Origin of the sequence: Flavobacterium sp. 38-13 (assembly GCF_001899155.1) — a bacterium.
Classification (GTDB): domain Bacteria; phylum Bacteroidota; class Bacteroidia; order Flavobacteriales; family Flavobacteriaceae; genus Flavobacterium; species Flavobacterium lindanitolerans.
The window spans coordinates 160949-175944 of the sequence record NZ_MKVG01000014.1 but is presented as its reverse complement, the minus strand read 5'-3'; the positions used below and the strand labels follow the sequence as shown (position 1 = coordinate 175944).

The following is a 14996-nucleotide window of genomic DNA, read 5'->3' as shown; positions in this document are numbered from 1 at the left end:
GGGATAGAGCAGTAGGTAGCTCGTCGGGCTCATAACCCGAAGGTCACTGGTTCGAGTCCAGTTCCCGCTACTAAGACAGGCAAAGTGATTTAATCATTTTGCCTGTTTTTATTTTTAACAAGTTCAATATATTGCGTTTTACAATTTTGCGTCTTTGCGTGAAAATAATTGCTCGCAAAGACGCAGAGGCGCAAAGAGTTTTGAAAGAAATCTTTTCGCACACTATCAATGCTCCTCAACAAATCTCGGTTTTGCAGCGTTTCTTCCAAAAAAGACCATGATAACAATCATCAGCATCAAGAAGTAAAACGAACTTTTCCAAGACGTATCCCAATCGTGTAACATTCCAAAAACTGGCGGGCCGAAAGCTGCAATTAAATAACCCACCGATTGTGCTTTTCCGGAAACTTTAATAGTACCGGCCATCGTTTTGCTTTTGAGCGAGAAAAACAGAATGGATAGGCTGAAAGCCCAACCGCTTGCTATTCCGATAAGGACTGCCGCTAAATAAACGTATTGCGTTTTGAATAAAGCCAATAGACTTATTCCCGAAAACATTAAAATTCCGACACCAAAAATCATCCATTTCTGGTCTTTCATTTTAGTCGCAATAACAGGACTGAGAAACATGACGGGCAGCATTGATAATTGAGCCACCAAAAGCACCAATCCTGTTTCTTCTTTCTGCATTCCATAATCAACCAGCACAATTGGCAACAGAGCCACTAAACAGTAATACACTAAAGACTGAATTCCCATAAAAACACTGATGTTCCAGGCCTGTTTGGAGCGGAATATATTGAATTCGCTTTTGGTTGTTTGTGCTACCGGTTTCTTTACAGACGCTCTTTTACCTGAAAAGGCTTCTGCTCCAACAGCAAAAAGCGCCAGCAACGTCCAGATTATCCAAATACCCAAAGAACCCTTCCATCCTAAATTGGTCCATTTTCCAATAGCAATACTAAAACCCGATGCAAAAGCCGCCATCAAATTCATTGCTGCCGAAAACACACCTGTCATAATACCAATTTTTTCGGGAAACCGATTTTTTATGTAGGCCGGTGTTGTGACATTACCAATACAAATTCCCAAACCAATGAGAAATGAACCGATATATAACATAGGTACGTTTCCGTAAACCCGAAAATACAATCCCATAATCAGGAAAATAAGCGAATAAATCAAGCTGTAATGAATATTGGCTTTTACCGCAACTTTACTTACCAAAACTGAACAACTGGCAAATACAATCAATGGTATGGATGTTAGCAGACTTCCCTGCAGATTGTCCAGATGCAATAGGGCTATTATTTCACTTAATACCGGACTGACAGCAGTAATAGGTGAACGCAGACCGCCGCCAATCAGTATAATTACTATTACGCTAAGCAGTGACAAACTAATCTTATTTTTCATTTTAATCGTAACTTGTATTTATTCAACTTCAAAAATGGCCTGGATTGAAACCGAAGAACCTACAGGTAGTGAACTGGCTCCTGATGTGTTTCGCGTATGTTTGCCTTTTTCACCAAATATTTCAACCGTTAGGTTTGAAGCCGGGTTCATAAGTTCTGCATGTTTGGTGTAGGTGTCTGGCGTGTTGAATGTACCTATGAGCTGTACGCATTTTTTTACGCGGTTTAAATCTCCGTCAACGGCCTCTTTCAGTATGGCCAGAACATTCAGCATGGTTACTGTAGTCGCTTCTTTTACCTGTTCTTCTGTAACATTTACTCCTATTTTACCGGGATTGACAATTTTTCCATCTTTCAGGGCTACCTGATTGATAAATATCAGATTTCCGGAACGTGCATAGAGCTCATAGTTTCCTACCGGTTTGGGTAACGATGGCAACACGATATTTTTGTCCTTTAAAACCTGATTGATATCTGTTTTATTTTCCGCAACCTCAACTTTGTTTATGTTTAAGGTCTTTTCATTATCTCTAAGAGCATAGGCTACTTTTGCAAAATTTTTCCCTTGTACTTCTGCCAGATAACGTTCGCTTTTGGATGGTCTTTCAACCGAGTTTAATGAGGCCAGGCTTGTGGTTCCTAAAACAGAGTTTCCCTGTGGAATGTTTTTATCGATATTTTCATAACCGCTAATGCCGTTAGGCAAAAGAACCATTCCATGAACAGCCAGACTATTCCAAAAAGACTGTAAAGCCAGTTCCTTTCCTGCTCCGCTTCCTGCCGACATAAAAACCGTAGCCGGTTTGCCCTCTAAAGCATGACTTGACCATAAACCGATTGTTTTTGACAAAAACTCGCTCATTCCGGTACTTATATTACCAAAATAAACCGGTGAGCCAAAAGCAATACCATCATAGTCCGCCAATTCTTCAACCGTAGCTACGGGAATATTTTTTAGTTTGGGATTTTCAGACGCCTTTACCTGTTTGATAATTGCCTGAACATTTTGTCCGCTTTCAATTCCTTTGGCTATTTCTTTTGCCAGTTCGTAGGTTCCGCCATTATCAGAATAAATGAGAACCAAAACCTTTGCTTTCTGTTCTTGTGCCATAGCTGTATTTATTATAAATAGTACTAAAATCCCTATCAGGAAAGAATATGTTTTTTTCATTTTTCTTGTCTATTAAGTTTGATAACAAAATTAGTATTGGCATTTTTATTAAATTTGCCATAAAGTATATGCAAAACGACAACATAAAATGTGGGCAGATTGAAAAAAGCAGAGGCCAATATGTAGATAACATATTGACCGATGCCTATGTGTGGTATGAAAAAAACTGGCGGCACGATAAATATGACCATGCCCATCAACGTTATCAGCTAACGTATGTTGAAGACGGTTATCAGTATTTTCACATCGGACAGAATACCTATCTTGCTCCTCAAAACCATGTTATCTGGATTCCATCGGCTAAAGAACATCGCACTACTTCCGATGCCAAAACGGTGAATTTGATGATTGTCTTATTTAAATCAGTGCCAGAGCATGAGTTCTTCCAGAATGTCCATGTTTTTGCAGCACCGTCGATTTTAAAAGAAATGCTTTTGTATGCCGAAAAATGGAATCAGTTGCCGAATGAAGATGAGGAACAAACACTTTTTCTGAAAGCGATGCTGAACAGCCTGCCCCATTTTTGTAATGAGAATGAGTTTTTGCAGATTCCGGTTCCTGCCGATAACCGCTTGTTGCCTGTTTGCAATTATATCAATACCCATTTTAAATATAATTTTGACATTGACACATTAGCATCCATTGCGAACATGTCCGTGCGTAGCCTGCAACGTATCTTTAAGCAGGAAACTGGCATCACCATGCAAAAATACATGCAGTTAATCCGCATTTTGAAAAGCATAGAATTGATTGATACCAAACAATATACGTTAAGCCAGATTGCTCTTATGGTGGGTTATAAAAGTTTACCCGCTTTTACTTCTTCGTATTACGCCATAATGAAAACAAAACCCAGACTAAAAAAGTAATATTTAAACTTAGCGTCTCGGAACCTATTTTATTCCAGCCACAGATTTAAAAGTTTATCAATGATTTCTAATATATAAATCCTGCGGCTCTGCGCCTTTGCGAGCAATTATTTCACGAAGGCGCAGAGCCGCAAAGCAAGAAAAGGAATTCGTTTTTGCTATAAAGTTTCAGACAGTCAATTACTCTTTTATAATGATAACTTCTCCATCTCTCAAAGCTTTGAACAGCCATTTATTTTCGATACATTTTTCAACTTCCTTTGAAATGGCTGCTGATTCAAAATGGTCCGATTTGTAGTGTGGCAAAATACCATAATTAAAATAACCCAGGCCTTCGTAAATAGGTTCCTTAATTTGCTTATAAGGAAATTGGGTCGGGTCATCTACTTCTTCAATATATTTCAATGAGTCGCATAAGACACATATTCCTGCACTGTAACCTCCATATAAAAAATCGGTACGCTGGCGTAGTTTACCGAAAATCGTGTCAAATCCGCTTAAACGCATGGCCTGTCGCAAAATAAAAGTATTGCCACCTGACACCCAAACTCCGTCAAGTCCGGCGAGCTTTTTATCTAAAGCCTCTTTCCTGTTAAAATAGTCTTTTAAATCTAAATGTTCGCTTTTAAATCCTAAGCTTTGCAGGAAAGCCATATCATTTTCCAAATCTGCCTTTTTCCTTGCTTCATCGGCACCATGCCAATCTGTAGCATTGGTAATATGTCCTATTTTTGCTCCTAATGGCAATAACTCACAAAGTTTATCCGATTCATTTCCAAACTGAAATGAGGACAAATATAAATTCATAATCGTTTTTTATAGTAATTCTATTTCATCTGTAAATTTATAAAAAAACAAGGCCGTATTTTCATGAATAGAAAATACGGCCTTATCACCATTAACAATTAAATTTATACCGGTTCTGCTTTGAAACCTGTTTTTTTGATAATGTCAAGCACCTCTTCTTTGGTAATTCCTTCTGTTTTTACAGTTAGGATTTTGTCTTTATTGTTAGTGTCGACATTCCATTCGTTAACCCCTTCGGCTTTGTCCAGGTGAGGTTTTACAGAAGCAACGCAGCCCCCGCAATTAATATTGGTTTTGAATTGAAATTCTTTATTTTCCATTTTTTTGATTATTATTAATTAGAATTAATTATTGCAACATCCTGTAGCGCAATCAGAATCATTATTGCTACTTTCTGACGAAACGCTGTAACCTGCTTTTTCAATAGCTTTTACTACTTCATTTTTTGTGTTATCAGATGCAATGGAAACGGCTATTTTACCTGCTTCCACGTTTTGAATCTGAACGCCATCAATTTCTTTTACCGCATTGTTTACCCTTGCCTGGCAGTGTGCGCTTTGCATATCGGGTATATTAATTATCATCTGTTTCATTTTAATTAATTTTTATAGTACAAAGTTGGCTATTCTTTTACAGGCAACTATTGCGTAATTTTCTTTTTGATTTGTGAGATTTACTGATTTACTTTTTCCATTTCAATCGCAAACTGTTTGTTACCACGCTCACGCTACTCAATGCCATGGCCGCACCTGCAATCATCGGATTCAACAAGAAGCCATTAATTGGATAAAGTATTCCGGCCGCAATCGGGATTCCGATAAGGTTGTAGATAAACGCCCAGAACAGGTTTTGTTTGATAGTAGCCACTGTCTGTTTTGAAAGTCTTATAGCCTGTGGTATTTTGGTAAGGTCTGATGAGATAATAGTCATTTTGGCCACATCCATGGCAATATCGCTTCCCTTGCCCATCGCTATACTCACATCTGCCGTTGCAAGAGCCGTACTGTCATTAATACCATCGCCTACCATTGCTACAACTTTACCCTGCTGTTGCAGCTCTTTTATGAAATCTGCCTTATGCTGCGGCATTACTTCGGCTTTATAATGCCCAATTCCTGTCTGCCCGGCAATGGCTTTTGCCGTAGCTTCGTTGTCGCCCGTAAGCATATACAGTTCGATTCCCATTTCCTGTATTTCTTTTATGGCTTCTACCGATGTTTCTTTGATTTTATCTGAAATTGCGATAACAGACAGCGCTTGCTTGCTATCTGAGAACCAGATAACGGTTTTAGACTGGCTGCCCCATTCATCTGCCTGCTTTTGCAATGGTGATGCAATAACGATATTGTTTTCTGCCAGAAGTTTTTTATTGCCTACAAAATAGGTTTCATTATTATAATTGGCTTTTGCGCCTTTACCTGTAATACTGTCGAATAAAGACAAGGCTACTGTTGAAACGTCTTCCAAATGTTTTACTACTGCTTCCGCCAACGGGTGTTCGGATTGTTTTTCTATGCTTAGTAAAATTGTTTGGGCCGTGTCATCATTATTTAGCCACTGGATTCCTGTGACCTGAGGTCTGCCCTCGGTAATAGTTCCTGTTTTATCCAATACGATAGCAGTCACTTTTTTTGCCAATTCCAGACTTTCGGCATCTTTAATCAGAATACCATTTTCTGCTCCTTTGCCTACTCCAACCATAATTGCTGTTGGAGTGGCGAGTCCGAGCGCACAAGGACAAGCAATAACCAAAACCGTGACTGCCGCCAATAATCCCTGAACCCAGCCATTATCCCCGCCAAGAATCAGCCATAAGACAAAAGTTAGTATGGCAATCCCAATAACGACAGGAACAAAGATTCCGGCAATTTTGTCTACCAGTTTCTGTACCGGAGCTTTACTTCCTTGCGCATCCTGTACCATTTTGATGATTTGGGCAAGCATTGTTTCTTTGCCAACTTTTACGGCTTCAAAGCGGAAACTTCCTTTTTGATTGATAGTACCGGCAAATACTTTTTCGTTTTCTTTTTTCAGTACCGGAACAGGTTCGCCGCTCAACATACTTTCATCTACATAGGAACTGCCTGAAACGACCATACCGTCTACGGCTATTTTTTCACCCGGTTTTACGAGGATAACATCTCCTGCATTTACCTCTTCAATGGCAATTTGTTTTTCAGTTCCGTCCGGCTGTATAATGATTACTGTCTTTGGCTGCAATCCCATCAGTTTTTTTATGGCTGTGGAAGTGTTGCCTTTGGCTTTTTCTTCCAAGAGTTTTCCCAACAGGATAAACGCAATAATAACGGCTGCGGCCTCGAAATAGACATGGGCATGCAATCCTCTCTGGTGCCAGAAATCTTCAAACAACATATTGAAAACACTAAAAAGATAGGCGATACCGGTACTTAATGCTACCAATGTGTCCATATTGGCAGAACGGTGTTTGGCCTGTTTCCACGCATTGATAAAAAAGTCTTTACCAAGCCATAGTACTACCGGAGTTGAGAAAAGCCACATAATCTGGTTGGCATAGGGAATGTCCATAAAAAACATTCCAATAAATACTACCGGAAGCGATAATATGATAGCCCAGGTGGTTTTATTTTTCAGCTTTTGGAATTTTTGGGCGTGCAGTGCTTCTAAAGTTTCCTGCTGTTTGGTTTCGTTTTCTATCAACAGGTCATAGCCAATTGATTGTACTGCTTTTTGCAATTTTGACGCATCTGTCATATTAGGCAGGTATTCTACCGTTAGATTGCCTGTTGCGAAGTTTACGGAAGCATTCACTACGCCTTCCTGAAATGTTACAATACTTTCTGCGCTGCTGGCACAGGAAGCACAAGTCATTCCCAATACGGGAAATGTATGTTTTACGGTTGTAACGCCATAGCCCAATTCCTTGATTGCCTTTACCGCCTCACCGACTACCTGGTTATTGCCAACCGTAATAGCCGCCCTGCGATTGTTTAGTTCTACCTTATGGGTTTCTATACCTTTTACCTGGGCTAATCCTTTTTCAACTATTAATGCACAATGTTCGCTTTCAACATCTTCTAAAGGAAGATAGATGATTTCTTTATTGCTATTTGTTGCCATATTTCGTTTGCTTTAATTTACATACAAAATTGGGTATAATTTCAATGGGGGTTATTGTGGAATTTTGGAATTGATTTGTAAGATTTAGGGAAGAAGTTTTTTATAGTTATTCTTGCTTTCTCTTTAAGATCTTTGAGGCTCTGCGCCTTTGCGTGAAAATATTGCCTGCAAAGACACAGGGTCGCAAAGCATATATTTTTAGACTTTATCCAAAGGTTTTCTTTTCTCTTCCCGGATTTGCTTGAAATGGCTTGGCGTAAGTCCGGTTACTTTTTTGAATTGGTTGCTTAGATAGGCAACACTTGAATAATTCATCCGAAACGCAATTTCGCTTAAAGACAATTCATCATATACCAAGAGTTCTTTTACTTTTTCTATCTTCTGGGCGATAAAATATTTTTCAATTGTGGTGCCTTCAACTTCAGAAAACAGATTGGACAGGTAATTGTAATCGTGGTTCAGCTTACTGCTTAGCACATCGGAAAGGTTTGTTTTAGCCTCGTTTTCCTGATGGTGGACAAGTTCAATGATTGTGTTTTTAATTTTTTCAATAATTCTGCTCTTTTTATCGTCAATCACTTCAAAACCCAACGGTGAAAAAGCCTCTTGCAGTTTCATTCTTTGTTCAGCCGAAAGTTCCTTCCCCAATACTACTTCACCCAGCTTAATACTTTTTACGTCTAAGCCCAATTTATCCAATTCATTTTGCACTACCATAATACAGCGGTTGCAAACCATATTTTTAATAAAAAGTGTGTCCATAGTATTTATTTACATTACAAATCTCAATAACAAATTTACAATTTAAGTTAGATTACACCATTTTATGTTATAATATTCCTGAATGTCTTTTTTAAAAACCGCTAGTATTTGTCATTTCTTATAGTAACTTTCATAATGTTCTGTCTATTTACGATTTGTAAAATTTAGGGTAACCAAAACGAAACTCACAAATTGAGATTAATCGCTCTTATTTTGTTCACAAAGCCAGTCCCCGCCTCGAATCGTTTGATTTTCTCTTAGTAAATGTAAGTAAAAAATAATTAAAATCTTACTTTTCCTTGTTACTATTTTGTAATATAAAACACTGCATTTCAAATAGTTAATAACCATTTTTTAATAAATCCTTATCTTAAAAATCCGTTCTTAAAAAATTATTAAAATTAAATTTGGATTGATAAAGCGATAAACCCTGCAGGTATATTTTATCCTTTAAAAACACTATTTCCTTCCAATCTTAAATTTTACAATTATGTTTAAAAAACGATTTTTTGCTGCTTTAGTATTTGCAAGTATATCGGGACTTTCCTTTGGAAAATCTTCTTCCCCGGTTAGCACATCTAAAACAAATGTATCTACAGCTTTTAACGCTGCATTATTAGCCAACCCTATTGAGGGAACCGGCCTTTTTGAAAACCCTTATCGTACTTTGGCGCTGAACCTTTTCGACTGTGCCGGAGGTTCGGAAACATTCTCAAACATTGGAACTGCTGCCAGCGCTTATGCTACAAGAACCTGGACTGGTGACAATGGTGTAGCCTGGTCTGCAACAGATGCGAGAACTGACCAGGAGCTTACGGGAAAAGCTATTGCTTTACGAACGAGCACCTTGAAAAACACCAGCACTATTGCTAATGGTGTTGGAACCCTTAGCTTTAAATATAAAAGAGTATTCTCCGGAAATTCTACTCTGAAACTATTCGTAAATGGTGTTCAGTATGGTGGTGACATTGCTGTTACTTCTGAAACGGCTGCTACTTTTTCTTATGCTGTAAATGTATCAGGAAATGCAGTTATCGAAATCAGAAACAGCGGTAACAGAACCATTGTTGATGATTTGACATGGAACTGCTATTCTGCCGTTGCTGCTCCTGAAATCCAATTAGCTGATGCTTCTGGCGCAAACCGCGAGTGTGGTAATTTTTCAATTGATTTTGGTTCGCGTGCTGTAAACCAATATCATGATGCTGTTTTTACGGTTAAGAACCCGGGAACTGCTGCTTTGAATGTTTCTGCTTTGACATTGAGCAATACAACAGATTTCACAATCATTTCTCCTTCTATTCCTTTTACGGTTGCTCCGTCAGGTTCAGGATTGGTTTTGGTTCGTTTCCAGGGCACAACAGCCGGAATCAAAAATTCTACATTGACTATTGCGAGTGATGATGCTGACGAGGCTTCTTGTATTGTTAACTTAACGGGAACTGCTCTTCAGGAATGTGCTGCTCCGGTTATTGCCGGTGCTGACGTTGCTGTGTCAAACATTGCTCATTCTTCTGCCGATGTTGTTGTAACAAGCGCTGCTGCCGATGCTTATCTTGCTGTTATCTCAACATCAGGTACTTTGTCTGCTGCTCCTGTAAACACAACAAACTACAATGTTGGAGACAGTTTAGGTGGCGGAACAGTGGCTTACAAAGGAACTAATACAAGTTTCACTGTTTCCGGACTTACAGAAAATACGCCATACCATATTTTTGTATTCCCTTATAATAATGCTAACTGTACTGGCGGCCCATTATACTACACAGAAACTTCAATTGATGAAGCATTTACAACTCCGGTTGCGCCATGTATTGGTGGAAATGAGACTTTCTCTAACTTAGGTACTGCTTCCAGTACGTATACAACAAGAACATGGACAGGTGACAACGGTGTAACGTGGTCTGCTACTGATTCAAGAAATGACCAGGATTTGACCGGTGATGCTATCGCATTGAGAACCGGAATCCTTAAAAACACGGCTCCGGTTGCCGGAGGTATCGGAACATTGACTTTCAATTACAAAAAAGTATTCAGCGGCGATTCAACACTAAAAGTATTCGTAAACGGAGTACAATATGGTGGCGATATTACTGTTTCATCAGACACTACTGCTGCATTTTCTCAGGCTATTGATGTTGCCGGACCAGTATCTATAGAAATCAGAAACAGCGGTAACAGGACTGTTATCGATGATTTGTCATGGAATTGCTATACTGCACCAAACGGGCCTGAATTACAACTTTCTGACAGTGACCTAATCTTAAAGGAGTGTGGTAATTTCACCATTGATTTTGGAGCTGTGCTTCCAAATACAAACAAAAACATCATTTTTACTGTTGAGAATTTAGGTAATCAGGATTTAGAAGTAAGTGCTCTTACATTAAGCGATGCTGTTAATTATACTATAGTTTCACCGGCAGCACCTTTCACAGTAGTTCCTTTAAGTGCTATTGAAGTTGAAGTACAATTCAACGGTGCAACTCTTGGAAACAAGCCTGCAACGCTTACTGTGGTAAACAATGATGCCAATGAAGGTTCTTGCCAGATTGAGCTTAAAGCCAGCGTTCAGGAAAACTGTGTTGCTCCTACAGGAACAGCGGTAATTACAAGTTCTAATATAACAGATACTTCTGCTTCAGTTGCTGTTTCTGGCGTTACAGCTTCAGGATATCTTGCTGTTATTACCACTGGTAGTGGTGTGGTAAATGCTCCGGTTAACGGAACTGTTTATCAGGCAAATGATATTTTAGGCGATGGTAAAGTAGTTTATGCCGGTACGAATACAACTTTTAACGTTACAGGTCTTACTGCCAACACGAACTATTCTATCGTAATTTATCCTTACAATGCCGAGTGTATTGGAAGTCCTTTCTATGCTTCACTTCCTGCTTATGATGAAATCCTAACTACTGGTGCTCCATGTGTTGGAGGTACAGAAACTTTCTCTAACTTAGGAAGCAGCTCAAGTACTTATGCCAACAGAACCTGGACAGGAAACAACAGCATTACATGGTCTGCTACTGACGCAAGAACGGATCAGGATTTGAATGGTGATGCTATAGCCCTAAGAACAGGTACTTTGACTAACACGGCTCCTATCACTACAGGTATTGGCACTTTGACTTTTAACTACCAAAGAGTTTTTACAGGTGATTCTGTTTTGAAAGTATTCGTAAACGGAGTACAATACGGAGGTGATATTGCTGTTACATCAACTGCTACTACTGTTTATTCTCAAGCTATAAACGTATCCGGAAACGCTACTATCGAAATCAGAAACAGCGTGAACAGAACAATAATTGACGATGTGGCCTGGACTTGCTATAGTGCTTCTCCAAGAGCGGCTGCAACTAACAACAAAAAAAGCACTACTGCTTTGGATAGCGAAATAAAATTATATCCAAATCCAAACAACGGTCAGTTCCAATTGGATTTTGCCGGTGAAAATGCTGACATTACTGTATTTGATTCATTAGGAAAAAACATCCTTTCTAAAAAAGTAGCTTCTCAGGAGGTAATTGATTTAGGAAACGCACAAAAAGGAATTTACATCATCCAAATCAAATCCGGGAACTCTACAGTTTCTAAAAAAGTTGCTATCAAATAAGATGTCTTATAAGGCTTGTTGAGCCAGCAACCGCATAAAAAAGAGAAACCATCAATTGTTATTGATGGTTTCTTTATTTATTAAATTTTCATTCTTTGTATCCTGACGGCATTGAGAATAGCCAGAAGCGCGACTCCTACATCAGCAAATACCGCTTCCCATAAAGTAGCCAAACCCCCGGCACCCAAAATAAGCACGAATACTTTGACACCAAATGCAAGACTGATATTCTGCATAACAATCCTTCGGGTTACTTTTCCTATTTTTATGGAGGCAGGAATTTTGCCCGGTTGGTCGTTTTGGATTACTACATCGGCTGTTTCTATTGTGGCATCACTTCCCAAACCTCCCATCGCCATTCCTGCATCGGCAAGGGCAACTACAGGAGCATCGTTCACGCCATCGCCAACAAACACGATGGTCTTGCCCTGATTTTTTAGTTCCTGAACTTTTTCTACCTTATTTTCCGGAAGTAAATTCCCAAAAGCAGTATCGATGCCCAATTCTTTTGCGACCTTGTCTACAATACTCTGCTTATCGCCACTAAGCATTACTGTTTGTACATTTAATGCGTGCAGGCTTGAAATCGCCTCTTTGGCATCTTCTTTCAGTTCGTCGGCAATTACAAAATAACCTGCATAAACCTCATCAATTGCTACCACTACAATAGTCTCAACTCTGGCCTCAATAGCCTTGTCATATGTAACATTGTATTTTTTAAGCAACTTAAGATTTCCAGCCAGTACTTTTTTGCCCTCTACAATACCTTCTAATCCATGTCCGGCAATTTCTTCTACTTCAGAAACGGCTGCATTTTTATAGCTTCCGCCAGAATACCTGACAATTGCGTTAGCAATGGGGTGTGTTGATTTGCTTTCTAATGCGGCTGTCAAAAGCAATAATTCTTTTTGGTCTATAACTGATACGACTTCCTGTACTTCAAAGATACCCTTGGTTAGTGTGCCGGTTTTATCCATCACCACAACGTCTGTTTTTGTCATCACGTCCAGATAATTGCTACCTTTAAAAAGAATACCATTACGCGAAGCCAGCCCTATTCCTCCAAAATAGCCTAATGGAATTGATATAACTAAAGCACAAGGACAGGAAATTACCAGAAAAACCAGCCCGCGATAGAGCCAATCACTAAATACATAATTTTCTACAAATAGATAGGGCAAGGAAACTATGGCAATGGCAAGAAACACTACAATTGGCGTATAAATTTTTGCAAATCGGGAGATAAAAAGTTGTGTTTTTGACTTTCGCGCCGTAGCTTCCTGCACCATCTCAAGAATTCTGGACAGTTTACTGTCTCTGAACAATGCGGTAACTTTAACGTCTATTAAGGTTTGGAGATTAATCATTCCCGCTAAGACTGCTTCTCCTTTTATTTTAGTATCGGGTTTGCTTTCACCCGTAAGTGCTGCTGTGTTGAATGAAGCCGTTTCCGAAATCAGTTCGCCGTCCAATGCCACTTTTTCGCCCGGTTTCATCTGGATAATTTCGCCTATGGTTACTTCCGAAGGATTCACGACAACGGGCTCTCCGTTTCGGATTACGGTTACGGTATCAGGACGTATGTCAAGCAATGCTTTGATACTGCGCTGTGCTCTTTGGACTGCTGCATCCTGAAACAACTCTCCTACGGCGTAAAACAACATGACAGCTACACCTTCTGAGTATTCTCCTATAAAAAATGCTCCGATGGTGGCAATAGACATCAGGAAAAATTCAGAAAAGACATTTCCATTCCTGATTTCTTTCAGGGCCTGGTAATTGACTTTTAATCCTACCAAAAGATAGGCGACAATATACCATATCAAATCTACGGGATATTTAAAAAATCCCATTTCTGATTGCTCGAACCCGATTCCGAGAATTAAAAGCAGAAAGCTGCCTATAACGGGCAAGTACGCTTTCCATTGGTTGTCGTGGCTGTGCGAATGTCCTATTTCGCTATGGTCGTGTGCCATACGTCTTTGTTTTTAATTAATGTTGGTGTCCGCCACCGCCTTCAGTTTTGAGCAGATGGCTTTGGATATAATAAGCTCCTTTTAAGACAATCTTTGCGTTGGCATCGATTTTTTGGAGCACAGAAACCTGAACATATCCCAATTGAGAAGTTCCTGTTTTTACTTCTATTCGTTGAAAATGATACATTTTGCCGGCTTCCTCATGTTTGTGTCCGTCTTCATGTGAATGGCCTTCTTCTGAATCATGTGCTTCTTCCTCATGTCCTTCTTCAAGGATAAAGATAAATTCCCTTCCTTCGGCCTTGACAATAGCATCAAGCGGCAATGCCTGAACATCTCTTGCGCCAACATCAATCAGGGCATTGACATACATTCCGGGAATCAGTGTCTGGCTTTTATTAATAATATCTGCATGAACTGCTACTGATTTGGTTTCATTCTCAAAAGCTTTTCCAACGTTAAAGACTTTTCCTTTTATTTCGGTATTGTCCTGATTAGTGAGTACAAACCGGATGTTTTGCCCCGGTTTTACTTTCTGCAAATCTTTTTCATATACCAAAAGGTCGACATGCAATTGTGAATTGTCGACAATGCTCAATAGCGGCTTGCCAACTTCGGCATTGCTGCCAATCTTGATATTTATTTCGGTAATATAACCCGATATAGGCGCCACAACCGGCATAATGGAACCCGAATTGGTACTTCCGCTCAGATTAAGCAGGTTTAACTGTTGTTTGAGGGAGCTTAACCTTGCCTTTTCTGTTTCAAAATCGGCCTTTGTTTTCTGGAAGACTTTTTTGGAATTGACATTTTCTTCGCTCAATGTTTTCTGTCTTTCATATTCCAGAGTCAGAAATTCCAGATTGCTTTTTGAAGTCTGATAGGCTTCCTGCAATTTAGCAAATTCCGGGCTTTCTATTGTTGCCAGTACCTGACCTTTTTTCACCGCCTGCCCTTCTATCACGTTTATGGACTTAACGATTCCTGTAAGATGTACCGAAACATCTGCCTGATTTTGCGGCGGCAGTTTGGTATAGCCATTGGCATTTACAACCTCGCTCAGATTCTTCATTGCAAAAGTTCCAAGCTCAACTCCTGCGGCTTTATATTGCGCTTCGTTCAACTCTACTTCTTTAGCTGTAGCTACTTCTTTTGGCTCTTTTTCCGTTTTCTCTCCATCATGATTATGACCGTCATTTTCGGTATGTCGAAGTGAAAAATAAAGAATCAAAGCAATAGCAATTGCCGCAAGGCTTCCGTATACTATGTTTTTTCTGTTCATGTTAT

Annotated in this window: 11 protein-coding genes; 2 read left to right on the top strand and 9 right to left on the bottom strand. The window is 39.4% G+C overall.

Translation table 11 applies throughout. The annotated features are described in order from the left end of the window. Positions 1-225: 225 nt before the first annotated feature. Positions 226-1416 carry a CynX/NimT family MFS transporter gene (locus BGO88_RS09160; RefSeq protein ID WP_286706675.1) on the bottom strand — a complete coding sequence of 397 codons (1191 nt, stop codon included), beginning with the start codon at positions 1414-1416 and terminating at the stop codon, positions 226-228. Positions 1417-1434: 18 nt separating this feature from the next. Beyond that, a complete protein-coding gene (locus BGO88_RS09155; RefSeq protein ID WP_286706674.1) occupies positions 1435-2586 on the bottom strand; it encodes an Atu1372/SO_1960 family protein in 1152 nt (383 codons plus the stop codon). A gap of 68 nt (positions 2587-2654) precedes the next feature. On the opposite strand from BGO88_RS09155, the gene BGO88_RS09150 reads away from it, so the two are divergent. Continuing rightward, complete coding sequence (locus BGO88_RS09150) at positions 2655-3455, top strand: AraC family transcriptional regulator (protein ID WP_286706673.1); 801 nt, start codon at positions 2655-2657, stop codon at positions 3453-3455. A gap of 180 nt (positions 3456-3635) precedes the next feature. On the opposite strand, the gene BGO88_RS09145 is transcribed toward BGO88_RS09150, so the two are convergent. The 5 genes from BGO88_RS09145 to BGO88_RS09125 all read right to left on the bottom strand — a co-directional run bounded on the left by BGO88_RS09145 (position 3636) and on the right by BGO88_RS09125 (position 8123). After that, positions 3636-4262 (bottom strand): Type 1 glutamine amidotransferase-like domain-containing protein, encoded by a 627-nt coding sequence (locus BGO88_RS09145; RefSeq protein WP_286706672.1) that lies wholly within the window; start codon positions 4260-4262, stop codon positions 3636-3638. 104 nt (positions 4263-4366) lie between these two features. After that, the gene (locus BGO88_RS09140; RefSeq protein ID WP_286706671.1) at positions 4367-4582 is read right to left on the bottom strand and encodes a heavy-metal-associated domain-containing protein; all 216 of its coding nucleotides are present in this window, start codon (positions 4580-4582) and stop codon (positions 4367-4369) included. Between the two features lie 24 nt (positions 4583-4606). Further along, a complete protein-coding gene (locus BGO88_RS09135; RefSeq protein WP_286706670.1) occupies positions 4607-4855 on the bottom strand; it encodes a heavy-metal-associated domain-containing protein in 249 nt (82 codons plus the stop codon). A gap of 88 nt (positions 4856-4943) precedes the next feature. Then, positions 4944-7361, bottom strand: coding sequence for a heavy metal translocating P-type ATPase (locus BGO88_RS09130; protein WP_286706669.1), 2418 nt, complete (start codon positions 7359-7361; stop codon positions 4944-4946). A gap of 198 nt (positions 7362-7559) precedes the next feature. Continuing rightward, positions 7560-8123 (bottom strand): helix-turn-helix domain-containing protein, encoded by a 564-nt coding sequence (locus BGO88_RS09125; protein ID WP_056069129.1) that lies wholly within the window; start codon positions 8121-8123, stop codon positions 7560-7562. Positions 8124-8613: 490 nt separating this feature from the next. Between BGO88_RS09125 and BGO88_RS09120 the strand changes: the two genes are divergently transcribed. Continuing rightward, a complete protein-coding gene (locus tag BGO88_RS09120) occupies positions 8614-11733 on the top strand; it encodes a T9SS type A sorting domain-containing protein (protein WP_286706668.1) in 3120 nt (1039 codons plus the stop codon). 80 nt (positions 11734-11813) lie between these two features. Here BGO88_RS09120 and BGO88_RS09115 read toward each other — a convergent pair whose 3' ends face one another. Continuing rightward, positions 11814-13709, bottom strand: coding sequence for a heavy metal translocating P-type ATPase (locus tag BGO88_RS09115; protein WP_286706667.1), 1896 nt, complete (start codon positions 13707-13709; stop codon positions 11814-11816). Between the two features lie 16 nt (positions 13710-13725). Further along, complete coding sequence (locus BGO88_RS09110) at positions 13726-14991, bottom strand: efflux RND transporter periplasmic adaptor subunit (RefSeq protein ID WP_273238946.1); 1266 nt, start codon at positions 14989-14991, stop codon at positions 13726-13728. Positions 14992-14996: the final 5 nt, after the last annotated feature.

Coding starts and splice junctions, on each gene's coding strand:
- BGO88_RS09130 (WP_286706669.1), bottom strand. CDS start 7,361: ATGGCAACAAATAGCAATAAAGAAATCATCTATCTTCCTTTAGAAGAT.
- BGO88_RS09115 (WP_286706667.1), bottom strand. CDS start 13,709: ATGGCACACGACCATAGCGAAATAGGACATTCGCACAGCCACGACAAC.
- BGO88_RS09140 (WP_286706671.1), bottom strand. CDS start 4,582: ATGGAAAATAAAGAATTTCAATTCAAAACCAATATTAATTGCGGGGGC.
- BGO88_RS09110 (WP_273238946.1), bottom strand. CDS start 14,991: ATGAACAGAAAAAACATAGTATACGGAAGCCTTGCGGCAATTGCTATT.
- BGO88_RS09150 (WP_286706673.1), top strand. CDS start 2,655: ATGCAAAACGACAACATAAAATGTGGGCAGATTGAAAAAAGCAGAGGC.
- BGO88_RS09145 (WP_286706672.1), bottom strand. CDS start 4,262: ATGAATTTATATTTGTCCTCATTTCAGTTTGGAAATGAATCGGATAAA.
- BGO88_RS09135 (WP_286706670.1), bottom strand. CDS start 4,855: ATGAAACAGATGATAATTAATATACCCGATATGCAAAGCGCACACTGC.
- BGO88_RS09155 (WP_286706674.1), bottom strand. CDS start 2,586: ATGAAAAAAACATATTCTTTCCTGATAGGGATTTTAGTACTATTTATA.
- BGO88_RS09125 (WP_056069129.1), bottom strand. CDS start 8,123: ATGGACACACTTTTTATTAAAAATATGGTTTGCAACCGCTGTATTATG.
- BGO88_RS09120 (WP_286706668.1), top strand. CDS start 8,614: ATGTTTAAAAAACGATTTTTTGCTGCTTTAGTATTTGCAAGTATATCG.
- BGO88_RS09160 (WP_286706675.1), bottom strand. CDS start 1,416: ATGAAAAATAAGATTAGTTTGTCACTGCTTAGCGTAATAGTAATTATA.